A 23,465-nucleotide genomic window follows, 5' to 3' on the forward strand; every position below is an offset into this window, starting at 1 on the left:
CTGCCATCTGGCGAATGCGCCACATCGGGTCGACCTGAGGCAAGACCGGGGCCGCTGCGAGCACGTCGTATAGTGTGCGAGATGCGATTAGACTGATAAATACTATTATCAGTCCGTCATCGAAATTTATATAAACTGGGAGTCATGAAAACGCGCGACGCCTTACCCATCAACGAAACTGAATCCGGCTTCCCCGACGAAGCGGAGCTCGCCGCACTGCGCGGCTGGTACGCCGGGTTGGACGCGCGGGCCGCTGTCGCGCGGTATCTGGGTGACCGAAGATCAGCGGGCGCGTCCTCGCGCGGCGTGCTCGGCCGGATTCGTCGGCGGCTCATCGCGTATGCGCAGGCGCGCCAACGCGCGGAGCTGGCGAGCGTCTTCGTCGATCGCCCAACGACTGCATCGGCGGATGGGGTGGTCCGCGCAATCGAGGTGCTGCGCAATCTGCCGGTACCGATACCGACGATCGCCGATCCGGTCGATCTGTGGTTACCACCGCGTATCGTTGCAGCACTGCGCGCGCACGGCATCCGGACGCTGGCCGACCTGACCGTGCGGATTCCGCGACGGCGTCGTTGGTGGTTGGCTATCGCCGGACTCGGCGTCGCCGGCGCGCGCCGAATCGAGGCGTTCTTTGCCGCCCATCCGGCCCTGACCGAACGCGCCCGTGCGTTAATTGTCGCTGCGCCGGCAGGCAACGTCGTGCCGTGGGAGCAGTTGCGTGTGCCACACGAGGTCGACGGCTCGCGCGGACAGTACCGCGCCCCAAAGGACGCCTGCCTGCTCAAGGCTTCGAACGACTATGAGGCCGTGCAGTCCTGGCTGTCACTGCACGAGTCGGCCGCCACGCAGCGCGCTTACCGGAAAGAAGCCGAACGCCTGATCCTGTGGGCGATCGTTGAACGGGACTGCGCACTGTCGTCGCTCACCACCGACGACGCGATCGCGTACCGGAGTTTCCTGCGCCGGCCGACACCGCGCGAACGCTGGATCGGGCCATCGCGGCCGCGGCACAGTGTCGAATGGCGGCCCTTCACCGGCGCGCTGTCACCCCGCTCGGCGGCATACGCGCTGAACGTCCTCTCGGCGATGTTTCGCTGGCTGGTCGCGCAACGCTATGTGCTCGCAAATCCGTTCGCCGGCGTCAAGGTCAAGAGTCACGCACAGCGTGCGGGACTGGACGCGTCCCGCGGCTTCTCCGAAGGCGAGTGGCTGCTGATCCGCACTCTCGCTGACGGCCTCGAGTGGTCGTACGGCTGGAGCGAAGCAGCCGCGCAGCGGCTGCGATTCCTGCTGGACTTTGGCTATGCAACCGGCCTGCGCGCGAGCGAGTTGGTCGGCTCGAAGCTCGGCGATATCCGTCGCGACGAACACGGCGATCACTGGCTGCATGTACTGGGCAAAGGCGGCAAGCTCGGCAAGGTAGCGCTGCCGTCGCTGGCCCGAACCGCGCTGGATCAATATCTTATGCAGCGCGGCCTACCAGTCACGCCGGAACGCTGGAGCCCGGCGACGCCGCTTGTTGTGAGTCTCGAGGAGGATGATGCGCACATCGAAAGCACACGGCTCTGGCGCGTGATGCGACGGTTCTTCGTGCTGGCGGCCGATGCGATCCAGGACGAACGACCGGCGACCGCAGAGAAGCTGCGGCGCGCGAGCCCGCATTGGATGCGGCACACGCATGCGTCGCACGCGCTCGCGCGTGGCGCAGAACTGATCATGGTGCGGGACAACTTGAGGCACGCTTCGATCTCGACGACTTCGACCTATCTGCACAGCGACGAGGTGCAGCGAGCCCGGCAGTTCGATCAGGCATTTCGCTCACGGGATCTCAAGCGGTAGTTGGGAAAAAGTCGCTTATAGCGCTTTCGGTATAAATGTCGGAAATTTCATACCGTCAATGCTTATGATAGGAAATTGCGCTCACCTTGTTCATAGCCCAAGAGGAGCGTTGATGACCGGTAACACCTGTGTCCGGTGCGGAACAGTCACCCCACCGCACGACGTTGTCAGCGTTGCTTCGCCGGATGGCGGCTTCCGGTTGCTCTGTAGCCGCTGTTTTAACACTGAGATGGCGTATCTGGCGGATGTTCAAGCCTTCGAACATCCGGAGTTCACGTCCGTGCGTCTGCCCGATGCTGATGGCGTCGTACACGAGTTCCATTTCCGTAGCCTGCTGTTCGGTGACCAGCTTTCACTGGAGACGTTCGAGCTCGCTTCGGGTGACGAGGACCGCGCAGGCTTCCGTTTCCAGCTTCTCGGTGATCCGCGGTCGGACCCGTTTGAGCTGTTGGGCGACCTGCTCCAGAAGATGAAGCGTGCCCTGGCAGTCAAACACCTGGTCGAGGATGCAGGCCATCTCGTGGTAGCCGAAACGACGGTTCGTGGACGAATCGAGTGGGACGGCAACGAGAACGACCGGCTGCCATGTGTGGTCATTGATGGCAGGCGGGTCGACTGGTCCGATTTTGGGGCGATGTTAATGGCGTTCGAAGGGTGGCAGTTCCGGATTGAACTGGTGGATCCGAGCGATGAGGCATGACCTCACGTATGGCCGTCCGCGATTCGGTCACAAGGAAACCTCGGCGGTTACCGCGTCCCACGGCGCAGTCAGACGACCTTCTTCGCGCACGATAAGGCCAGCGTTCTCCAGGATCACCACGTCCTCGTAGACACGCTTGTAGTCCCGATCCAGCGCAGTTGCCAACGCCTTCACGCTTTCTGCGCCTTCGCGATGTAGGTGACGAAGCATCTCAAGGCGCTTCGGCGACAGCGCAGCCAGCATCTCCTCGAGCGACAGAAACGTCACGTGCCGCTCTTCGACATGCTCGCCTGCCTGCGCACGGTTGAATGCCGCCGCGAACCGACGACCCATATCCCGCGCGCCACCAACATGCACATTAAGTTTGCTCATGATTCACCTCGCTCACGTTCTACATCATCCAGAAAATCAGCCACCATCTGCTCGGGCGTCGAGAATGCGTACGGCTCTTCCCGGTCGCGGTAGTGCCGGTGATCGCCTTTGCCCCGTTCGTTGTCGTAGCCGATGATTCGCTGACCTGCACGACCATAAAACAGGCTGTACTTGAGGCCGTTCGGTCGTTCGCCGTCGCTCTCCGGTAATCGCCAGATGCGCATTTCGAGAATGGCTCCATCCGGGTAGATGGTTCGATCCTCGAACAGGAGTGTGGCCTTCTTCTTCATATGGTGCAGGATGCCATACGACGATTATGGCGTCAAACGCCATAACAGGGCGCGGCTCTTCGGGGTTCCGAAATCGATGCAGCGGTCGCCACAGCGGATTGACTGAAGAAGTCCGCGAGAACGTCCGGCGCAGGATTGTGGCTTCAAGGTTGATGTGACGCTCGATGTAAACCCGCCAAAAGAAAACGCCCACGTTGTTCATGCAGGCGTTTCCGTGGCCCCGCTACCGCGCCCCCAATCAACGGTCTTCCCGTCCGTACTCCTTCGCGGCCGGCTTCCGCGCGGCTCCCATCCAGAATAGGACGCGCATAAAATCAGAGATATTTGCGAAGTGTGATTGCTGGCCACTCCATCCATCATCGTGCCGCAGCGGCGGTATGTGCTGAAGTGGACGATCGACGTGACATCGCGATCGAATGAGGGTCCGATGGTTCTGATTTTGCAACTGGCTGCTATGGAAAGAAAACTATCGCCATTGTGTAAAGGCGAGTCTCGCGAACGTCGATCCCATGTGCACGGCGCGCATGCGGCAGCGGCGACCGCGCCCGCGTTCCTCGCACTACGGCGGTTGCCGTCCGACTACGACTTTGTGTGCACCACGACGCCGTGCCGGTCAACCGTCGGCAAAGGCTAAACTGAGCTGAATGATCTCAGAGTACGAAGGGCCCGGCTGCGTCTGGCCGGGAAACGGCTGATCGTCCGGATGCGGACGATCTCTGCAAGTGTGGTCTCGTTCATCTCTTCGACGAGAGCAGATTCGATGCTCTTGACTTGAACCGGAACTGTCCGAAGGACTGAGCATGTCCATGAAGCCTTCTGAATTTCACATTGGTCTCGAATTCACGTGCGGCCCGTTTTGGTGGCGCTGCACAGACACCGGTACGCGTACGGTGACCGCCATCCGGCTCGTCGAGGATGATCCAGTCTGGTACGAAGGTCCGCCGTACATGGTCGATGAAGTAGTTCTCGACGAGGCCGAACTGGAAGACGCGCATCGAAGCGAAGCCGAAAAGATTCGCGCGAGCATCGATGAGGCGCGCCTGCCAGGCCATCCCGGCTTTTCTCATGCGGCGCTATGCCGGATGATGGACGAGAAGCTCGACAGTGGTCCGTACCCGCACAAGCGTTTATTGCAGTTCGACCGCGTGCGAGCCGATGGCGAGATCCTGCATCCGTACGCCGCGCGTCGAGATGGACGAAGTGATGGTCGCTCCTGGATCATTAGGCTCTATCTACCGTTCACGAACGAATGGGCGGAGCTGGAGGAAAGCGAGTTTCGCGCGCTCACCCTGTCCACGCCGGCTGCCATCCGCAATCGAGCCAGGAAATTGTAAAGGGCGTAGTGAGATCGACTATGCCGTCTGAGCGGGCCAACGGATGAAACTACAGACGTGGCTGATCGGGCATCCGCTCAACTTATGAATAAACAACATACAGAAAAATTGATAATCTTAATTATGTCAAATACATGCCGACGAAATTGCGTCGCCGGTTGCCTCCGGACCGTTAATGGTTTAAATTCGGTCCTCAACCCCCTTCGACCCGGAGCGCCAAATGCGTCTCGCGGACCATGTGAAGCCAATCAGCTACCTTAAAAGCGAAGCTGCGCAAATCGTCAAAGACCTGACTGATTCGGGCGAACCACTCATCATCACGCAGAATGGCGAAGCGAAGCTCGTCGTCCAGGATCTACGAACCTACGAATCGACGCAGCAAACCCTCGCGCTCCTGAAAATTCTCGCGATTGGCCAGAAGCAGATCGAGCGTGGTGATCACATCGATGGTGACGAGTTCTTTGCAGAGCTAAACGAGCTCGACCGTCAAGAAAAGCTCCGCTGATGGCGGGACCCTTGCTGAAATACCGGATTCTCCCTACCGCGCGAATCGGCATCGACGAACTGAGAAGCTATGTCGTCCGCACGTTTGGTTGGGAAACATGGCGTCAGACATCCGCGCAACTGCAGGAAACGATCAACCACATTCGCCAGTTTCCCGCTAGCGGTCATGCGCCTGCCGAGCTTGAGGGCTTCTTCGAGGATGGTTTCGGACAGGCTCTTTCCGGCAAAAACCGGATCATCTACCAGATCCGCGACGATACCGTCTTTGTTCATCTAGTGGTCGACGTGCGACGCGACCTGCCCTCCCTGCTTCAGAGAATCGTGCTTCGCCTGATGTAAAGGGTCTGGACTCGACAACTGGGTCGCTTCAGACCGGACCGGCTCGCAGCCCAACCACGCGGCACGCCGCGAGCGTTTCGTTGAATTCAACCTCGAAGCAGAGCAAAGTACGCAGAGACGCGGCCGCGTACCGCGTACACTTTCTTTCCATCGGGCGTCGGACGCCTCAAAAGTCGAGAGCCCGCATACCGCCTGCGCGCCGATAGGACAGGCGCGGGTGGCACCCGCCGATGCTCCTTTGGAGGGCGGTCAAACATCAAGTCAAAATCGGTGAATCCGGTGCTCAGTCGTTGCCGCCGGGGCCGCCGTATTTGTGAGGAGCGTCCTCGGTGACGCCCACGCGCGGGAAAGTCCTATTTTGCGCCACGTGGCTGGACGTCTTTGCGAGGAAAGCTGGGAACGGGAAGGCCAGCGAGCACCCCCGTGGCCCGTGCGGCGCGGCAGCCAGCAGCCGGATGTTCATGCTGTGCGGCCGACGCGCCGATCCAGACTGCGTTCGCGCATCTTGCACAGGATCCACCGTGGACGAAGATGATTGCTGCGGCAATTCGCGAGCAGTTCGGACAAGGACGCAAGGTGCCGGTTCTCACCGAACGGACGGATCATCTCGAAAACATGCAGAGTACTTTGAATAAAGCAGTCGAGCCGCTTTTCGTGCTGCACGTGCGTCTCGCGAAAAAAGCGCGTGCGGCGCAGCTTGCCGCCCTTGACGCGCTGGCCGATGACGTACCTCGCGTCGTCCTAGCCACTGGCAGGCTCGTTGGCGAGGGATTGACCGGCTTGGCCGAGAACGCCCAGAAGCGCGACATCGAGTGCGCGTTCACCCAGCTCATCACACGTTTCCGGCTCGAACTGGGCGCCGGCTTCGCGTTCGTGGGGCGTCAGTACCGGCTGGACGTAGGCGGCGACTGTTTGTCGTCGTTCTGGTTTTCTACCATCTCAACCTGCGTTGCTATGTCGTCGTCGAACTTAAAACGACGCCGTTCAAGCCCGAATATGCGGGCCAGCTGAACTTCTACCTGGCCGCGATCGACGCGCAGGTCAAGGCGCGCGAGGACCACCGACCATTGGCCTGCTGCTGTGTAAGGAAAAGAACCGGCTCGTGGCCTTGCCGCCGGAAAAAACCTTCGACCTGGTCGTAATATCCGGGCAACTCCTGTGCGACAAAGCGCAAGGCGAGACGGTCTCCGAGATCGAGCTCGTTCTTGTGCAGTATCGCAAAGATAGCGATCTGACGTTTCAACGTGCTCAGGAATCTCCTCGTCGAACGCGTCGCTAGAATCAGAAATCCAATAGATCATGCCCGTATCAAGCGAGACGTACGCGTTATGTTCCGTTGGCGCCGCAAAGCTGACGAAGTCGAAAGCAGAGAAAGATCATCGTACCTCACTGCGACCTCCCCCCACTGCGGCTCGTACCATTTTGCAGAGATCCTCAGGCTCCATATCTTTCAGCAGATAGCCTGCGGCACTGGCCTCCAGCGCAGCGTCGAGATCGAGTCGACTATCGGATACGGTCAGCATGATGAATCGGGTTTGCGAACCGGCTGAACGCGCCGCCCTGATCAAGGTGATACCGTCGATATCTCTCATGTGAAGGTCCACAAGCGCGACATCAGGTGTCATTCGCATGATCATATCGATTCCGTCCCTTCCGCAACTGTCCTCTGCCAGGACGGTTACACGCAGGTCGCTGTTAAGTAGTTGGCTCACGCCTCTTCGAGACAGGGCATGGTCGTCCACAATGACGACACTGATCTGCCCGGTCATTCTGACCACTTGGTTCTCGTGCTTACGCGATGTTCATTGCCCGTTCGACCTGCCCTATGAGCGCAATTAAGCCGCAACGGAATAAAGATACCGCCGGACGCACACAACCGTCCGGCGGGCATAGACGAGAATGAAAATGCCCTCACGTGCTATCTCACAACGGCACGGGCAATGAATCCCATCTTGAACAGCCGCAGCACGGGCCTCGGCGCGTCCATAGCGCGTGGCTTGTGCCGAGTAGCGCGGCTGCGCCGTACCACCAACGCCGCTCAATGCCGCATCAAGGACCACAACAGCAGCGCCAGCAACACCACTACCACGACCTGCCAGAACAGCACCGGATCGCTCTCGAGCAAGGGCTTGCGTCGAACCGGCGCCATCGCATCCCGACCGCTCGAAAAACGATCGAGGTCAGCGCAGACTTCGAGCACGTCCTGATACCTGCGCGCCGGATCGGGCTGCAGCGCTTTCTCCAGCACCAGGTCAAGCCATTGTGGTGCGTCGGGCCGGTACTGATAGAGCGGCACGCGGCCATTGAAGCCGTAGGGCAGCTTGCCGCCGCTGAACAGCCGGTACAGGGTCACGCCATACGCGAACACCTCGGAGCGCGCATCGCCCTGTGCGCCCTTCATCAACTCGGGCGCCATATAAGCGGGCGAGCCCGGTGCGGCGTCGGGGCCCGGCAATTGCATGCCCGGCATATAACCGAAACCGAGATCGAGCAGGCGCGTGCTATCGCCCCGCATCACCAGCACGTTCTCGGGTTTGATATCGCGATGGAAGATATTGCGGCGATTCAGCACGTCGATCGAATGGCCCAGCTGCCGCGCAATCTCGAGCGCACGCGGCAGCGCCATGGGCTGAGGCGCCGCCAGTAGTTTTTCGAGCGTGACGCCTGCGCCGAGTGGCATCACCACATAGAGCCTGGTTTGCCGGTCGGCATCGACCGGCATCGGCGCAAGCACGCCATCGTCGCCGATCTTGCCGGCCAGCCAGCGCTCGCGCACGATCGACTGGCGCACGTTCTCGTCCTGCTCGACACGCGGCTTCGGGAACTTGAGCGCCAGCGGAGTGTTCGGATCGGCCAGATCGTAGCCGCCAAAAATCCGCGAATAGAAGCCATCGCTCAACACCCTCTTGAGCAGATATCCGTCGATCACTTCGCCGGCGTCGGGCACCGCCGGAATCGGCAAGGTGCCGACCACCCGCTCAAGGTAACCGATATCGAGCAAAGGCAGGTCGCCCACGTCGAGCACCGCGCTTGTCACGTCGTCTTGCGTGCCGCGCGCCACTGCCAGCGCGCCGAGCCGGCGTGCCGCTTCGAGCGCACCGCCGCGCGTCGCCAGCACCGTCTGCAGTTCGCGCATCGGCACGCGGCGATAGAGTCCGTCGGAGCACATCAGCAGGCGGTCGCCCTCGCGCAGTTCAAGAGTTTCGATGCGAGTCACCAGCGTCGGATGCATGCCGACCGCTTGCGCCACATAAGAACCGAAGGCGACCGGCACCACGTCGTCGTCACCGAGTTGGGTCAGTTGGCCATCGCGCAGCAGATAAAGCCGCACATCGCCGGCCGCTACCAGATACGCGGTAGCGCGCCGCACGATCAGCGCCGCAAAGGACGCGGCCATCTGCTTCAGTGCAGGGTCGACGCGGCCGATCTGGTGCAGCCAGCCGTGGATTGCTTCGAGCGCGCGCGCAGCGGCCACGCCGGGCTGCAAGGTGTCGGCGAGCCCGTAATAGGCATCGATAAAGGTTCGCACCGAGAGTTCGGCCGCGACCCGTCCGCCCTTGCTGCCGCTCACGCCATCGGCAAGAGCGATCACGCTGCCACGCGCGGCGCGCTCCGCCAGATCGCCGAGCATCACACCGACGTAGTCTTCGTTGATGTGATCCTGCCCGCGGGCGCAGGCAGGGAAAGAAACACAACCAATCGCGAGCGAGGCGCACTCGCCGCGCTCCGGCCTCAACTGCAGATCGATTTCCTGGCCGCCCATTCCGCGACCGCTAACGAGCCTTCCCTCGGGATCGTCCGGCATTCGCCCCGTGCTGGGTGCGGGCAAACTATCCGGAAAGAAGGGTTCACTCATTTACTTTTTGCCGTGGGTCATCACGTCGCTGGTTTCCAGATCGTGCTCGATCTTTTCGAGCACCTGCGGCGAGCGCTTCTTGAGCATCAGCAACCAGGCTGCGCCAACCAGCATATACGCAACGAACAAATACGGCAGGATGTTATACGGATAGTCGGGCACCGGGTACACGCTGCCGATCACCGCGCCGACCATCGCCAGTGCACCGAGCACGCCCCACACCACGTTACTCGTCTTGAGCTCGCCCTGTTTCTTCAGGTAAACCGGCGCCGCGACGGCGACCAGGAAATACACGACCAGGAAGCCAAAGGTCGCAAACGTACTGGTATAGCCGAAGGTATTGAGCGGACCCGTGCCGAGCATCGCGATACATACCACGAAGGTCACGATGGAGGAAAACGCAACGGCCAGGTACGGTGTCTGGTGCGTGCGATGCACCATGCCCATCGAGCGGTGCACGAACTGATAGCGGCCCATCGAATACAGCAGGCGGCTGGACGAGTTGATGCACGCAAGCACGCACGAGAACGCACTGACCGAGGCAATCAGATAAAACACCGGACCGAGCGGCGAGGCGCCGACGCTCGTGAGCAAGGTGCTGAGCACGGCCGAATCGCCGCCGAGCTTCGCTGCGTCGTCGTGGTAGGCGATCGTCATCGAATAGGCCACAAACATAAAGAACAGGCCCGACAGGATCACGCACCAGACCACCGCACGCGGAATGACGCGCAGCGGGTTCCTGGTTTCCTGGCCGAGCGAGGCCGCGCTCTCGAAACCCACGTACGAGAAGATGCCGAGCACCATACCCTGCGCCATGCCCTTGCCGCGCACGCCCTGCAGCCCCAACTGCGTATGGTCGATGATATGGTCCGGATGCAGTGCGAGCACATAGATCAGCACACCGCCCACGATCACCACCGAAGCGGCTTCGATTGCCAGCGACAGGCGCGAGGAGAGCTTCACGTCACGTGCCGAGAAGAACCAGGCGAGGCCGACAAAGACCGTGTAGACCGCCCACGACGGGACATTGATACCCCAGGCCGTAAAAGCGTTCTGCACGAACACGACGCCCGCGGCGCCAACCCCCATTGCCGTGCCCACGTAGGCCGCGATCAACCCCCAACCGGCAATGCCACCCGCCATCGGCCCAAGCGCGCGAGAGATATAGATAAAGAACGACCCAGCCGACGCGATCCGGCTCGAGAGCGCGATGATGCTCATGCTCACCAGCAATAGCCCGAGTGTCGAAAGACCATAAATCAACCAGGTCCCCGCGCCGGCCAGCGCCGCGATCGCGGTTACGTTGATCGACGGCGTGAAAGTTGGTGAAAGGTTCGCGATGGATTGGCCGATGACCTCGGGAAAACCTAAGGTACCGGCACGCAGGCCACCCGATGATGCCGGCGCTGCTTGTGTGGTGCTTTGCGGAGTGCTCATATTGGGCTCCTGATGGATTGGTGAATCAAGGTTGAATGCACCCAACTCTTCCACAGTCAAAAAACGCAAAACAACTCAATTCATGTGGTCCATCCGGGAATCCACGAAGTACCCGCGAGCGGAATGCGCGCCATCGCCGCGGCTTCCACAGTCAGGGCAACGAGATCCTCGGGCTCCAGGTGATGCACGTTCTGCTTGCCGCAGGCCCGCGCGATCGTCGTCAGCTCCATGTTCAGCGTCTTCAGGTAGTTGCGCACGCGGCGCGAGCCTTCGTCCGGCTGAACGCGTTGTTCGAGCACGGCGTCCTGCGTCGTCACGCCGACCGGGCATTTGCCGGTGTGGCAGTGATGGCAGAAACCCGGCGACGTGCCGAGCGCGGCATAGTCCGCCGTCGCCGGATGCAGCGCGCCGTTCTGAAAGTACGTATCGCTATTGCAGCCGAGCGCCATCAACATGCCCTGCCCGATCGCGACCGCGTCGGCGCCCATGGCGAGCGCCTTCGCCACGTCCGCGCCGGAGCGAATGCCGCCCGACACGATCAACTGCACCGTGCCCTTCATGTTCAGGTCTTCGAGCGCATCCACGGCCTGACGAACCGCGGCCAGCGTCGGAATACCCACGTTCTCGATAAAACATGTCTGGGTGGCGGCGGTGCCGCCCTGCATGCCGTCGATCACCACCACGTCCGCCCCGGCGTGCACGGCCAGCTTGACGTCGTTGAACGTACGCGTCGCGCCGACTTTCACGTAGATCGGTTTTTCCCAATCGGTGATTTCGCGCAATTCCTGAATCTTGATCGCCAGATCGTCGGGACCGGTCCAGTCCGGATGACGGCTCGCCGAACGCTGGTCGACGCCCGCGGGCAGGGTGCGCATCGAGGCCACGCGCGGGTTCACCTTCTGCCCGAGCAGCATGCCGCCGCCGCCCGGTTTAGCACCCTGCCCGATCACGACTTCGATCGCATCGGCACGGCGCACGTCGTCGGGATTCCAGCCATAACGCGACGGCAGGCACTGATACACCAGCGTCTTTGACGCGCGGCGCTCTTCCTGCGTCATGCCGCCGTCGCCGGTCGTGGTGGATGTGCCCATCGCGGTAGCCGCCTGGCCGAGGGCTTCTTTCACGTTCGCCGACAGCGCGCCGAAGCTCATGCCCGAAATCGTGATCGGAATATCGAGCACGACCGGCTTCTTCGCGAAACGCGTGCCGAGCACTGTCTGCGTCGCGCATTTCTCGCGATACCCTTCGAGTGGATAGCGTGACAGCGACGCGCCAAGGAACAGCAGATCGTCGAAATGCGGCACGCGGCGTTTCGCTCCCAGACCACGAATTTCATAGAGGCCGCGCTGCGCGGCGGCGTGGATATAGTCGATCGTCTTGCGGTCGTAGCCTTGCGACTCTTCCTGCTGCAAGCGGGCGAAATGGATGGGTTTGGCTTCCATGGGGACCTTCTTGATGAACTCGGTGTTCGGTTGCGGGTTCAACCCGCGCTCGATATGTCTGGTCAATATTCCTGGTCCGCGTCAGCGTTCCAGTGGTAGAGCGTGCGCGCCGATGCAATGCGCTTGAACGAGCGCGGATCGTGATCGAGGCCCGCCGCGTCGAGCAACGCTCCGACCGCCGCCACGTCCGCGTCGGTCATCGGTTCGAACTGCGCGTCCGCGCCGAGCGATTTCACTTCGCCACGCACATAAAGCACGGCTTCGTACAATGAGTCGCCCAAGGCATCGCCCGCATCGCCGCAGATCACCATGCGCCCCGCCTGAGCCATGAAGGCCGAGAAACTGCCCACCGAGCCGCCGACCACGATGTCGCCGCCCTTGAGCGAAATCCCGCAGCGCAAGCCCGCATCGCCGTCGATCACGAGCAGGCCACCATGTGCGGACGCCCCCGCGCCGTTGGATGCAAATCCCTTCACGTGGACCTTGCCGCTCATCATGTTTTCCGCGACGCCGGTGCCCGCGCTGCCCTCGACGACGATCGTCGCGAGCTGGTTCATGCCGCCCACGTAATAACCGGCGTGTCCTTGCACCGTGACCGTCGCGTGCGCGTTGATGCCCACCGCGATGTTGTGCGCCCCGTTCGGCGACGCGATGTCGACCTTCACGCCTTCGAGCGCTTCTTTCGCGCCATGCAGGTACTGGTTCAGTTCGCGGACCGACGACCCCTCAAGGTCGAACTTCATGCTTTCCATACATACATCTCCTCGGGTGCGGGTTCGAATACCCTGGCGTTTTTGATGTCCGGCAAATGCGCGAGCGAGCGGAACTCGGAAGCGATCGCCACGTAGTCGTCGTTTTCTGCGACCACTGCGGGTTTGCACGCGAACGGATCGCGAATCAGCGCGAGTTCGGTCGAGGTGCCCATCAGGAACGTGTAGAAGCCGTCGAGCTCTTCGAAGCCCTTCTGCAACGCGACCGGCAGTTCATCGCCTTCGCGCAGCCGCCATTCGAGGAAGCGGCACGCGGCTTCGGTATCGTTGTCCGTCTCGAAGCGGATACCTTGCGGCTCCAGCTTGCGGCGCACGCCATGCGCATTCGACAGCGAGCCGTTATGCACGAGGCAAAAGTCTTCGCCGGCCGTGAACGGGTGCGCACGATCGGGCGTGACCGCTGACTCGGTCGCCATCCGCGTATGGCCGACGAGATGCGAGCCGGTCAGCTTCGAGAAGTCGTAACGCTGCGCAACCTCGGCAGGCGAGCCGATGTCCTTGTACAGATCGATCGAGCGTCCGGTGGACAGCAGGAACAGCTTCGGAAAACGCTCGGTGAGCCATGCCTTCACAGCGTCAACATTGCCGTTCACGGTCAGCACCGCGTGATTGCCCTTCGTCTCCACCCGCGCATTCACGTCGATCGCGCCGTTCAGCGCATCGAGCAGCGCGTTCCAGTCGAAGCCGTCGCCGGCTTCCGTAAAGCCCGCATACAGGCTCAGCTTGCGCTGGCTTTCGCCGACCGCACCGCCGAACACGGCGAGTCCGGCCGAGTCAGGGCCGCGCTCGGTCATACCGATCAGCATCGGCACCATCAATTGACCGAGTTGCGCGCGCAGTGCCGGCGTCTTGACCAGCAAGCCTACAATTCCACACATAGTCGTACCCCCTTAGAAGAATTCCAGATAACTTTTCATTTCCCAGTCCGAAACATGGCGCATGTACTCGAGCCATTCCATTCGTTTGAGCTTGATGAATTCGTCGGCGACGGGGCCGAGCGCATCGCAGATCAGCCGATCACTTTCGAGTGCGTCGAGCGCCTGTTCGAGGTTCTGCGGCAGGATGCCGATCTGGTGCTCGCGCAACTTCGCGGGCGACCAGTCGTAGAGGTTTTCATTGGCCGGTGCACCCGGCGACAATTCACGTTCGACGCCGTCGAGACCCGCCGCGATCACGGCGGCCGTCGCGAGATACGGATTGCATGCGCCGTCGGGCAGACGCAGTTCGATGCGCTCGCCTGGCATGCGCACCATCGTCGAGCGGTTGTTGTCGCCGTAGCTGATGTAGGCCGGCGCCCACGTCGCGCCCGTCAGCGAGCGGCCCACCACGAGACGCTTGTACGAGTTGACGGTCGGATTGCATAGCGCGGCGAGTGCCGGCGCATGCGCGAGCAGTCCCGCAGTGAACTGATAGCCGAGCGTGGATAGCCCCATGCCGAGCTTGTCGCTTTTGTCCGAGAACAGATTGCGTTCGCCGTCGCCGATCGACATATGCATGTGCATGCCGTTGCCCGGACGGTTCGCGAAGGGTTTGGGCATGAACGAGCAGATCATGCCCAACTCGTTCGCGATCTCGGATGCAGCCATCTTGAAGAACACGTAGTGATCGCACGAGGTCAGGCAATCGGTATACGTGTAGTTGATTTCGAACTGGCCGTTCGCATCTTCGTGATCGATCTGGTAGACGTCGATGCCGACCGAGCGCATCGATTCGGTGAGCCTTTCCAGGAAGACGCGAGTGCGCGACAGTCCCTTGTAGTCGTAGCACGGCTTGGCGAGCGTATCGCTCGGGTCGCACGGTTCGATCGCGCCCGTCACCGAGCGCTTGAGCAGCGAGAACTCCGGCTCCAGTCCGGTGAAAAGCGTCCAGCCGCGTTGCGTCATGCGCGCGACCTGCTTCTTCAGCGTGACGCGCGAGTCGTATGCCCACGGCAGCCCATCAACGTGGCCGTCGCAGACGATTCGCGCGAGACCGTCCTGCCAGGGCACCGGAGTGAGCGTCGACAGATCGCCCACCGCCATGTAGTCCGGACCGTTCGGCTCGATCCCCACGCCCCAGATCGCGAAGCCCGCAAAGCCGGCGCCGGCCTTCAGTACGCCCTTCAGATGCGCGACCGGGACCGACTTGGCCTTCGCGACCCCGTGAATATCCACGAATTGCGCCAGCACGTATTTCACGCCGCGTTGCGTGAGGTAGTCCTGCGCCTCTTCAGCCGAGCCAAAGCGGGGCACGCTACCCAACTCGTTGACCGGCAGCTTGCTCGCATCGTTCAGGTTCATCGTCACTCCTTGCACCACCATCGCTGGCTGATTGGCGAGTCATGCCCCATTGCACGACTCCACTGCGAGCGCTGTTCGCAGCATCAATACAAATTTACTACTGTGCAACAATATTTCCCAACAAGAAACATTCAGGGCGCAATGCGGCCTTTCTTATCTGCTACCCTCACGCCTTTCAACGAGGTTCAACCATGCAAAACGGCGAAGACAGCAAAAACTCGCTCGAACGCTATCTGGGCGCGACGATCCGCGAACTTCGCCAGCGCCACGGGCTGACGATCGCCCAGGTGTCGGAGCAGGCCGGGATCAGCCGCGGCATGCTCTCGAAGATCGAGAACGCCCAGACTTCCACCGGGCTCGACGTGCTCAACCGGATCGCCAATGCGCTCGGTGTGTCGATGTCCACCCTGTTCCGCCGCTTCGACGTTCCCGAAGGCGGCGCCCAACTCGTGAAGAAGGGCGAAGGCATGGAGGTGGTCCGTAAAGGCACCAAACGCGGCCACACCTATCACCTGCTTGCCTACGACCAGGGCCCCAAAAAACTGTTCGAGCCGTTCCTGATCACGATGGACGACGAATCGGAAACCTTCCCCGTCTTCGAACACCAGGGCACCGAGTTCATCCACATGCTAAAGGGTGTCATCGAGTACCGGCACGGCCAGCAAACCTACATCCTGCATCCCGGCGACACCCTCACCTTCCAGGCCGACGTGCCCCACGGTCCCGAGCGGCTGATCGAAATGCCGATCCAGTTTCTGTCCATCTTCGTGTACGGCGAAGGTGACCGGGACTGATGCGCCTTCAGTCGCCGCTACTTCTTATGCAACCTCCATGCCATGATTACCAATGGGAACATAAGATTCACGATGGGAAACACTTTGGGCGAACCGACGGCATGAAACGGGTGACTTCCGCGGATCCTCACCGCGTCAAAGCAGTGCGGTTTACCGACCTGCGCGGTGCCTCGCTGCACAGGAACGGCACCTCGGGTTCAGATACATCAACAGCATTACTTATACAAAGTGGTCACAGGTGCTCGAGCGCATTCAGCGCGCCGCCCACCATGCGCTGTAGCGTGGGTTGAAGAACCGCCGCGCGTGCGTCGTGATAGGAGAACGGCGCGTCTTCATTCATGTAGATGCACTGACACATTTCAAGCTGAACCGCGTGGATACCGCGCTCGGGTTCGCCATAGTGACGCGTGATATAACCACCCTTGAAGCGGCCGTTCGCGACCCACGTGTAGGCGCTGTCCGCAGCGGCTCGTTCGGCTGCGTTTTGCACGAGCGCGTTTGCGGTGCGGCCGTCTTGCGTCCCAAGATTGAGATCCGGCAACTTCGCGTCGAAAAGGCGCGGCAGTACGCTCGCGATCGAATGTGCTTCCCATAGCAGTACATTCGGATGCCGCTCGCGCAGCCTCGCCAACTCCGCTTGCAATGCCGTGTGGTATGGCTGCCAATAGGCAGCCACGCGGCGTTGCTTCTCCGCCTGATCGGGTTCCTGACCGGGCCGGTAAACCGCTTCGCCCCGAAACGTTTCCGTTGGACAAAGGCCCGTCGTCGTTTGGCCGGGGTACAGACTCTCGTCGTTCGGCGGCCGGTTCAGATCGATCACGTACCGGGAAATGCGCGCGCCCAGCAAAGTCGCGCCCAGCGATTTCGCAAAGTCGTAGAGACGGTCGAGATGCCAGTCGGTGTCCGCTACACTCAGTGCCACCTCCGAATACCCATGATTCAGCGACGACGGAATCTCCGTGCCGAGATGCGGAATCGAAATCAGCAACGGCGCATCGCCACGATGCAAGTTGTAAAGCTCAGTCATCGTTGACTCCTTCTAATTTTTTTCTCAGCGCAGCGCGCCATCGGGCAAATGCGGCAATACGCGGGCCAGCGCCGGCCGGATGCTGTGATCGAGCACGCCACGTGTGAGTGTGATGATCTCCGACGCGAAATCGTCCCATTCACCCTGACGATGCAGCAGAAAAAAATCACGACGCCCAAGACGGCTATCGGGCAGCGGCAATACGGCAATGTCGTCGAGATAATGACGCGCCTGCCACAAACAGAGCGGCGTCGAAATGGCAAATCCGAGCCCTGCGGCCACGAGACTCAATAGTGGATCGGTCGCGTCGAATTCATAGCGCCGCGCGCTCTCTATGCCAAGATGCCGCGCGAACCGCTCAACCTGCTGGCCGATCACGGAGCGCGCCGTATAGCGGATTAGCGGCAATTCCAGTGCGAGCGTGCGCCAGTCGACGTTCTTGCGCTGATCGAGATAACGTCGCGCCACGACGGCCACGAAGGCTTCCGAAAATAGCGGGACTTCGACAATCCGTGCGTCGCTCAATAACGTCTGCGTGCAGATCGCCACGTCCAGTTCACGGTCGTGCAACTGCTTGCTGAGGCCCGGCGTCAGACCAGACCAGAGCGAAATCTGCCGCGCCGAGCCCGATACCGCCCGGATCAGTTCGGGCCCCACGGTGGCCGCGAACGAATCCACGCAACCGAGCCGCACCGGCAGCTTGCCTGCATGCGACGCATCGCCGACGCGCGCGCTCACCATCTGCGCATGTTCGATCAACGGACCGGCCAGTTCCAGCAATGCGCGTCCAGCGATATTGGGGCGTGGCGGCCGGCTTTCGCGATCGAACAGATCGACGCCTTGATCGCGCTCCAGCGCGCCAATGGCCTGGCTGATCGCGCTCTGGCTTACGCCCAACTGCTTCGCCGCGCCCGTCATGGACCCCGCCTCGCAGACTGCGATGAAAGCCTGCAACGCGCGCAGGTCGATGGGAGGTTGGGTTCGTCGCATGAAGACTCCGCTGGTTATCGCGTCTGGCGCCTTTCGCCTTCTTGCCCTCTTTTGTCACGGAAGAGCCTGCATGATGCTTTTTTTCTGCCGGCACTTGCCGACCATGAGCAATCCACGGTCTGCACCATAAGTTTGCCTAATACAAAAGTCCCGTGGGGTTCGGCTGCCTAGAATCGGCTCCATCTTCAACGCAGAGGTTCACATGAGCCATTACGATTTTGTTGTGATCGGAGCCGGTGTAATCGGAGCCTCGGTAGCCCATCATCTGGCCGCGCTCGGCGCGAAAAGCGTGCTTGTGCTTGAACGCAGCACCATTGGCGCGGGCACGACGTCACAGTCGTCCGGTCTGTTGCGCACCCATTATTCGGTGAAACAGAACGTCGAACTGGCCCGCTCGTCGTGGCGGGCTTTCAACAATTTCGCCGAATATGTTGGCGACGACGAAGCGTCGTGCGGTCTCGTCAAATGCGGCTACATGATTTGCGCACCGGACGGCGGCAAGATCGATCCGCTGCGCGCGTCGTTGACCGCACAACAGGACATGGGTATCGAGGTCCAACTGCTCGACCGGGCCGAGGCGCGCGAACGCCTGCCGATCGCGCAATTCGACGACGCCGCGTTGATCGGCTACGAGCCGGAAGCGGGCTTCGCCGACGCGTATCTGGTTGCGACCAGCTTCGCTCGCGCGGCGCGCCGTCAAGGCGTCAGGATCATGGAAGGCGTGAGCGTTACCGGCGTAGTACGCGAAGGCCGCAAGGTGGTGGGGGTTCAGACGTCGGCTGGCTCGTTCGGTTGCGGCGCGCTGATCAGCACGCAGAACATCTGGACGCCGGAGATGGCCGCGTGGATGGACGTCGATTTGCCGGTCAAGCCTGAACGTCATACGGTGCTTGCGCTGGAATGCGACACAGCCGCCTATTCGTTCAAGATGCCCGCGTTCAAGGATCTTGGCTCAGCCGGGATGCTTTACTACCGCAGCTATGGCGGCAGCCAGATGCTCGTGTCCGAAGGCGTGGTCGGCGAAACGTTGAATGCGCCGGAGACCGAGCAAGGCGATATCTCGCTCGATTACGTCGGCGAAGTCGGCGCGCAAGTCGCCGAACGCTTTCCCGCTTATGAGACCGCAGGTCTGGCGTCGTCATGGACGGGTGTGTACGACGTCACGCCCGACTGGAATCCGGTGCTCGGCTCAGTTGGCGATATCGAAGGACTGGTGGTGGGATTCGGTTTCTCGGGACACGGTTTCAAGCTATCGCCGGGGGTCGGTAAGATTCTCGCGCAGCATGCACTTGGGCAGCCCACTGACGTTTCGCTGGCCCCCTATGCGTTGAGCCGGTTTGCGAGCGGTGCGCTGCTCGTCGGCAAATACGGCGCGGGCGCCGTGTCCTGATCCGGAGCGTATCCACATGACCATTCGAATTCTCGTTCCCATCAAACGGGTCGTCGATGCCAACGTGCGCGTGCGGGTCAGTGCAAGCGGCGTGATCGATACGGCCGGTTTGAAGATGTCGCTCAACCCCTTCGACGAATGCGCGGTCGAAAAGGCCCTGCAACTCAGGGAGGCAGGCGTGGCCTCCCAGGTAACGGTGGTGACGTGCGGCCAGTCCACCAGCCAGGACGTGTTGCGCACCGCCCTCGCGATGGGCGCCGACGACGCCGTGCTGATCGACACCGGCGCCGCCAGCGCCAGCGTGGACTCGCTGGCCGTCGCGCGCTTGCTGCGCGCGTACATGGCAACGAGCGACTTCGGCCTCGTCCTATGCGGCAAGCAGGCAATCGACAACGACATTGGCGGCGTCGCCGCCATGCTCGCGGCGTTGCTTGGCTGGTCCCAGGCGCTGAACGCAAGCGCGTTGTCCGCACGCGACGCTCACTGGCAGGTGACGTGTGGCGATGACGGCGGCACATCCGTGTGGGAACTGGACGGTCCGAGCGTTATCAGCGCGGACTTGCGTCTGTCCGAGCCGCGTCGCGTCACGCTGCCGAGCATCGTCAAGGCGAAGCAGAAACCGCTTGTGACGATCGACGGCGCAACGCTCGGCGTCGATCTGACGCCGAGCACGACGATCGTCGAACTGCGAGACCCGCCTGTGCGCGAGGGCGGCATCAAGGTCGCGAATACCGCCGCGCTGCTGGATGCGCTCGCCGCACAACGTCCGTTGGACAACCTCGGAGCACCGGTATGAGAAGTCTTGTGGTAGGGGAATGGGAGCATGGCGAGCTCGCGGAATCGACGCGGCGCGCCGTCACTGCGGCGTTGCAACGTGGTCTGCCGGTCGACGTCCTGGTACCGGCAGCAGGCGCCCACGCTGCGGCCAGCATCACCGGCGTGGAGCGCGTGCTCGCCATCACGGGCGATGTGGCTCATGTTCAGGTACCCGAAACGCTCGGCATGCAGCTTCAGGCCGTCTCTCACGATTACACGCTGATCGTCGCGAGTCACCGCAATCTCGGCCGCAGTGCGTTGCCGCGTGCCGCCGCGCTAACCGATGGCGCGTTTCTCGCTGACGTGACCGGCATCGACGCGCAAGGCCGCTTCACGCGAGTTCTTTATGCGGGCAGCGTCATCGCCAAAGTATCGGTCACAGCGCGCGTGACGTTTGCCACGGTACGCACCTCATCTTTCGTTGCGGCGCAGGCATCGGGCGGTGCCGCCGCGATTGTCGAAACGGAACCGGTCGCCGCGTTCAAGAAAACGAAGCTACTGGAGCGCCAGGCATCCGGACAATCCGGACGCGATCTGAGCACTGCACGTGTCGTCATCTCGGGCGGCCGCGGACTGGCATCGAAAGACAACATGGTCCGTCTCGGCGAGTTCGCCGATCGCATGGGTGCCGCACTCGGCGCATCGCGAGCCGCCGTGGATGCGGGTTATGCGCCGAACGCCACGCAAGTGGGACAGACCGGCAAAACCGTCGCACCCGACGTGTATTTCGCATTCGGCATCTCCGGCGCGATCCAGCATCTGGCCGGCATGAAGGATTCGAAGGTGATCGTCGCCGTCAACAAGGATCCGGACGCGCCGATTTTTTCGGTGGCAGATTACGGCATCGTCGGCGATCTGTTCGATGTGTTAAGTGAGCTCGAAGCCCATGCCGGCGCAAGGGCAGCGTGATGGAACTCGACCTTCCGAACCCCATCTCGCGCGATAGCGGCGAAGCGCTGGGTCATCTGAAAACGCATCGTGCCGACGAGAACCTGCCGTCGGTCCGCTTTCTCGACTGCACGTCGGTCCCGCCCGAACCATGGGTCAACGGCGGCGGTACGACCCGCACCCTCGCTCGTGGTGCGAATCCGGCGGGCGTAGCCGACTGGCGCGTGAGTCTGGCGGACCTTAAGGGCGCCGCGCGGTTTTCGCAATTCCCCGGCTTCGAACGGACTCTGCTGCTGATCGACGAGGGCACAGTCGATCTGCATTCGCAGGACGGCCAGTTGCTCGCGCGAACGGGTCAGCCAGTGCAGTTCTCCGGTGACCTGCACGTGTGGGTCAGCTTGCCGACGAAGCCCGTCCAGGTGCTCAACTTGACGGCACGGCGCGAAGCGTGCCGCGCGAAAGTCAGTGTCGCGACGAACGCGTTGCGGATCACGCCAGCACGCGTGCAACTGTTGATCAGTCTCTCCGGACAATGGAGCCTGTCGAGTGAGTTACTGAAGAACGTCACGCTGTCGCCGATGCATGGCATCTGGATCGAAGGCCGCAGCGACGAGCTGGATCTGCATCATGTCGGGCCCGGCGCGAAACTGGTGTCGATTGCGATCGAACCGATCGTCCCGCCACCCGCGCAATAAAGAATGCAACCATGCAGAACCTGAGAGAGCAATACGGCCCGCGCGAGTCGATGGAATACGACGTGGTGATCGTCGGCGGCGGCCCGGCTGGCCTGTCCGCAGCGATCCGCCTGAAACAGCTGGCGGCTGAAAAAGGCGTCGAGTTTGGCGTGTGCGTACTGGAAAAAGGCTCGGAGATCGGGGCGCATATCCTGTCGGGCGCGGTGATGGACCCGCGCGCGATCACCGAACTGATCCCGGACTGGAAGGAAAAAGGCGCGCCGCTCACGGTGGACGTGACCGAAGACAGGTTTCTGTTCCTGACCGAGACCGGCTCGAAGAGCGTGCCGGTCTGGGCGCTGCCGGAGAATTTCAAGAACCACGGCAACTATGTGATCAGCCTCGCAAACGTGACGCGCTGGCTGGGCCAGCAGGCCGAAGCCGCGGGCGTGGAGATTTTCCCGGGCTTTCCGGCCGCGGAGGTGTTGTACAACGACGACGGCTCGGTGAAAGGCGTCGCCACCGGCAACCTGGGCATCGGCAAGGACGGCGAGCCGACCGGGAACTTCCAGCTCGGCATGGAACTGCACGCGAAGTACACGCTGTTCTGCGAGGGCGCGCGTGGCCACCTCGGCCGTCAGCTGAACGACAGGTTCAAGCTGCGCGAAGGCGCCGATCCGCAGGTCTACGGTATCGGCATCAAGGAATTGTGGGAAATCGATCCGGCGAAGCACAAGCCGGGTCTGGTGATGCACACGGCTGGCTGGCCGCTCGAAAACGACACCTACGGCGGCTCGTTCCTCTATCACATGGACAACAACCAGGTGGTGGTGGGCTTCGTGGTCGGGCTCGGCTACACGAACCCATATCTGTCGCCGTTCGAGGAATTCCAGCGCTACAAGACGCATCCGGCGATCCGCGCGATCCTCGACGGCGGCAAGCGCGTGTCGTACGGCGCGCGCGCGATTACCGCCGGCGGCCTGATGTCGCTGCCCAAGCTGGTGTTCCCGGGCGGCGCGCTGGTCGGCGAGGACGCGGGCTTCCTGAACGCATCGCGGATCAAGGGTTCGCATGCGGCGATCAAGACCGGCATGCTCGCCGCCGACGCTGTTTTCGAAGCGGTGCAGGCGGGACGTCAGTCAGACGAACTGACCGCTTATCCAGCGTCGTTCAAGACTTCATGGCTGCATACCGAACTGCATCGCGCACGCAACTTCAAGCAGTGGATGAGCAAGGGCCTGTACCTCGGTACGCTGATGGTCGGCATAGAGCAGAAGCTGCTGGGCGGCACCGTGCCGTGGACGCTGCATCATCAGCATTCGGATCACGAGATGCTCAAGCCGGCTTCGCAGTGCAAGCCGATCGTGTATCCGAAGCCGGATGGCAAGCTGACCTTTGACCGTTTGTCTTCGGTGTTCATCTCGAACACCAATCACGAGGAGAACCAGCCGGCTCACCTGACACTGAAAGATCCTGCCGTACCGGTCAATATCAACCTTCTCACTTACGATGGCCCCGAAGCACGCTTTTGTCCCGCAGGCGTCTATGAATTCGTAAAGGAGAACGGTTCGCCGCGCTTGCAGATCAACGCGCAGAACTGCGTGCACTGCAAGACGTGCGACATCAAGGACCCGACGCAGAACATCGTGTGGGTCGCACCGGAAGGTGGCGGCGGTCCGAACTACGCGAACATGTGACCGCGGCAAGGAAAAACGGCTTCA

At 61.7% G+C, this 23,465-nt stretch carries 22 protein-coding genes and 1 pseudogene; 12 read left to right on the top strand and 11 right to left on the bottom strand.

The annotated features are described in order from the left end of the window. The first annotated feature begins 144 nt into the window (after positions 1 to 144). Both OKW28_RS18195 and OKW28_RS18200 read left to right on the top strand, forming a co-directional pair. Positions 145 to 1,842, top strand: coding sequence for a phage integrase family protein (locus OKW28_RS18195; RefSeq protein ID WP_429447753.1), 1,698 nt, complete (start codon positions 145 to 147; stop codon positions 1,840 to 1,842). Positions 1,843 to 1,954: 112 nt separating this feature from the next. Further along, positions 1,955 to 2,542: a DUF7713 domain-containing protein gene (locus OKW28_RS18200; RefSeq protein ID WP_429447755.1), complete on the top strand. Its 588-nt coding sequence runs from the start codon at positions 1,955 to 1,957 to the stop codon at positions 2,540 to 2,542. A gap of 27 nt (positions 2,543 to 2,569) precedes the next feature. On the opposite strand, the gene OKW28_RS18205 is transcribed toward OKW28_RS18200, so the two are convergent. Both OKW28_RS18205 and OKW28_RS18210 read right to left on the bottom strand, forming a co-directional pair. Then, positions 2,570 to 2,914: a hypothetical protein gene (locus tag OKW28_RS18205; protein WP_429447757.1), complete on the bottom strand. Its 345-nt coding sequence runs from the start codon at positions 2,912 to 2,914 to the stop codon at positions 2,570 to 2,572. Then, positions 2,911 to 3,204 carry a toxin-antitoxin system TumE family protein gene (locus OKW28_RS18210; protein ID WP_429447759.1) on the bottom strand — a complete coding sequence of 98 codons (294 nt, stop codon included), beginning with the start codon at positions 3,202 to 3,204 and terminating at the stop codon, positions 2,911 to 2,913. The genes OKW28_RS18205 and OKW28_RS18210 overlap by 4 nt, the downstream gene beginning before the upstream one ends. A gap of 806 nt (positions 3,205 to 4,010) precedes the next feature. On the opposite strand from OKW28_RS18210, the gene OKW28_RS18215 reads away from it, so the two are divergent. The 4 genes and pseudogenes from OKW28_RS18215 to OKW28_RS18230 all read left to right on the top strand — a co-directional run. Further along, positions 4,011 to 4,538: a hypothetical protein gene (locus OKW28_RS18215; protein WP_429447761.1), complete on the top strand. Its 528-nt coding sequence runs from the start codon at positions 4,011 to 4,013 to the stop codon at positions 4,536 to 4,538. 220 nt (positions 4,539 to 4,758) lie between these two features. Next, complete coding sequence (locus tag OKW28_RS18220; RefSeq protein ID WP_429447763.1) at positions 4,759 to 5,043, top strand: type II toxin-antitoxin system Phd/YefM family antitoxin; 285 nt, start codon at positions 4,759 to 4,761, stop codon at positions 5,041 to 5,043. Between the two features lie 11 nt (positions 5,044 to 5,054). Next, positions 5,055 to 5,381: a type II toxin-antitoxin system RelE/ParE family toxin gene (locus OKW28_RS18225; RefSeq protein WP_429447765.1), complete on the top strand. Its 327-nt coding sequence runs from the start codon at positions 5,055 to 5,057 to the stop codon at positions 5,379 to 5,381. A 777-nt stretch (positions 5,382 to 6,158) separates the two neighbouring features. Continuing rightward, positions 6,159 to 6,489: pseudogene (locus tag OKW28_RS18230) on the top strand (PDDEXK nuclease domain-containing protein); the annotation flags it as partial. Between the two features lie 268 nt (positions 6,490 to 6,757). Here the strand turns inward: OKW28_RS18230 and OKW28_RS18235 are convergent. The 7 genes from OKW28_RS18235 to glnT form a co-directional block, all read right to left on the bottom strand. After that, on the bottom strand, positions 6,758 to 7,150 hold the full coding sequence (locus OKW28_RS18235; protein ID WP_429447767.1) for a response regulator: 393 nt from the start codon (positions 7,148 to 7,150) through the stop codon (positions 6,758 to 6,760). A 269-nt stretch (positions 7,151 to 7,419) separates the two neighbouring features. Then, positions 7,420 to 9,237 (bottom strand): bifunctional protein-serine/threonine kinase/phosphatase, encoded by a 1,818-nt coding sequence (locus OKW28_RS18240; RefSeq protein ID WP_429447768.1) that lies wholly within the window; start codon positions 9,235 to 9,237, stop codon positions 7,420 to 7,422. After that, a complete protein-coding gene (locus tag OKW28_RS18245; RefSeq protein WP_429447769.1) occupies positions 9,238 to 10,674 on the bottom strand; it encodes an APC family permease in 1,437 nt (478 codons plus the stop codon). 80 nt (positions 10,675 to 10,754) lie between these two features. Continuing rightward, entirely contained in the window at positions 10,755 to 12,116 is a 1,362-nt protein-coding gene (locus OKW28_RS18250) for an FMN-binding glutamate synthase family protein (RefSeq protein ID WP_429447771.1), read from the bottom strand. Positions 12,117 to 12,178: 62 nt separating this feature from the next. Beyond that, positions 12,179 to 12,868 carry a protein glxC gene (locus tag OKW28_RS18255; RefSeq protein WP_429447773.1) on the bottom strand — a complete coding sequence of 230 codons (690 nt, stop codon included), beginning with the start codon at positions 12,866 to 12,868 and terminating at the stop codon, positions 12,179 to 12,181. Further along, positions 12,856 to 13,764: a class II glutamine amidotransferase gene (locus OKW28_RS18260; RefSeq protein ID WP_187638208.1), complete on the bottom strand. Its 909-nt coding sequence runs from the start codon at positions 13,762 to 13,764 to the stop codon at positions 12,856 to 12,858. Before OKW28_RS18260 ends, OKW28_RS18255 begins: the two co-directional genes overlap by 13 nt. Before the next feature lie 12 nt (positions 13,765 to 13,776). Continuing rightward, positions 13,777 to 15,165, bottom strand: a complete 1,389-nt coding sequence (glnT, locus tag OKW28_RS18265; RefSeq protein ID WP_429447775.1) for a type III glutamate--ammonia ligase — start codon at positions 15,163 to 15,165, stop codon at positions 13,777 to 13,779. 191 nt (positions 15,166 to 15,356) lie between these two features. Here glnT and OKW28_RS18270 point away from each other — a divergent pair, with 191 nt between their 5' ends. Next, positions 15,357 to 15,959, top strand: coding sequence for a helix-turn-helix domain-containing protein (locus OKW28_RS18270; protein ID WP_187638207.1), 603 nt, complete (start codon positions 15,357 to 15,359; stop codon positions 15,957 to 15,959). A gap of 232 nt (positions 15,960 to 16,191) precedes the next feature. On the opposite strand, the gene hutG is transcribed toward OKW28_RS18270, so the two are convergent. Together hutG and OKW28_RS18280 are read right to left on the bottom strand one after the other, a co-directional pair. Next, positions 16,192 to 16,986 carry an N-formylglutamate deformylase gene (hutG, locus tag OKW28_RS18275; RefSeq protein WP_429447777.1) on the bottom strand — a complete coding sequence of 265 codons (795 nt, stop codon included), beginning with the start codon at positions 16,984 to 16,986 and terminating at the stop codon, positions 16,192 to 16,194. Between the two features lie 24 nt (positions 16,987 to 17,010). After that, positions 17,011 to 17,976, bottom strand: a complete 966-nt coding sequence (locus OKW28_RS18280) for a LysR family transcriptional regulator (protein ID WP_429447780.1) — start codon at positions 17,974 to 17,976, stop codon at positions 17,011 to 17,013. 202 nt (positions 17,977 to 18,178) lie between these two features. Between OKW28_RS18280 and OKW28_RS18285 the strand changes: the two genes are divergently transcribed. Genes OKW28_RS18285 through OKW28_RS18305 form a run of 5 tightly spaced genes read left to right on the top strand, consistent with a single transcriptional unit; the run spans position 18,179 to position 23,441 of the window. Beyond that, positions 18,179 to 19,366 (top strand): NAD(P)/FAD-dependent oxidoreductase, encoded by a 1,188-nt coding sequence (locus OKW28_RS18285; protein ID WP_429447783.1) that lies wholly within the window; start codon positions 18,179 to 18,181, stop codon positions 19,364 to 19,366. Between the two features lie 22 nt (positions 19,367 to 19,388). Beyond that, positions 19,389 to 20,162 carry an electron transfer flavoprotein subunit beta/FixA family protein gene (locus OKW28_RS18290; protein WP_429448780.1) on the top strand — a complete coding sequence of 258 codons (774 nt, stop codon included), beginning with the start codon at positions 19,389 to 19,391 and terminating at the stop codon, positions 20,160 to 20,162. Continuing rightward, entirely contained in the window at positions 20,159 to 21,091 is a 933-nt protein-coding gene (locus OKW28_RS18295) for an electron transfer flavoprotein subunit alpha/FixB family protein (RefSeq protein ID WP_429447785.1), read from the top strand. Before OKW28_RS18290 ends, OKW28_RS18295 begins: the two co-directional genes overlap by 4 nt. Further along, positions 21,091 to 21,765, top strand: a complete 675-nt coding sequence (locus tag OKW28_RS18300) for a HutD/Ves family protein (RefSeq protein WP_429447787.1) — start codon at positions 21,091 to 21,093, stop codon at positions 21,763 to 21,765. The genes OKW28_RS18295 and OKW28_RS18300 overlap by 1 nt, the downstream gene beginning before the upstream one ends. Before the next feature lie 11 nt (positions 21,766 to 21,776). Further along, positions 21,777 to 23,441 (top strand): electron transfer flavoprotein-ubiquinone oxidoreductase, encoded by a 1,665-nt coding sequence (locus OKW28_RS18305; protein ID WP_429447790.1) that lies wholly within the window; start codon positions 21,777 to 21,779, stop codon positions 23,439 to 23,441. Positions 23,442 to 23,465: the final 24 nt, after the last annotated feature.

It is taken from the genome of Paraburkholderia sp. 40 (assembly GCF_050434105.1).
GTDB lineage: Bacteria > Pseudomonadota > Gammaproteobacteria > Burkholderiales > Burkholderiaceae > Paraburkholderia > Paraburkholderia tuberum.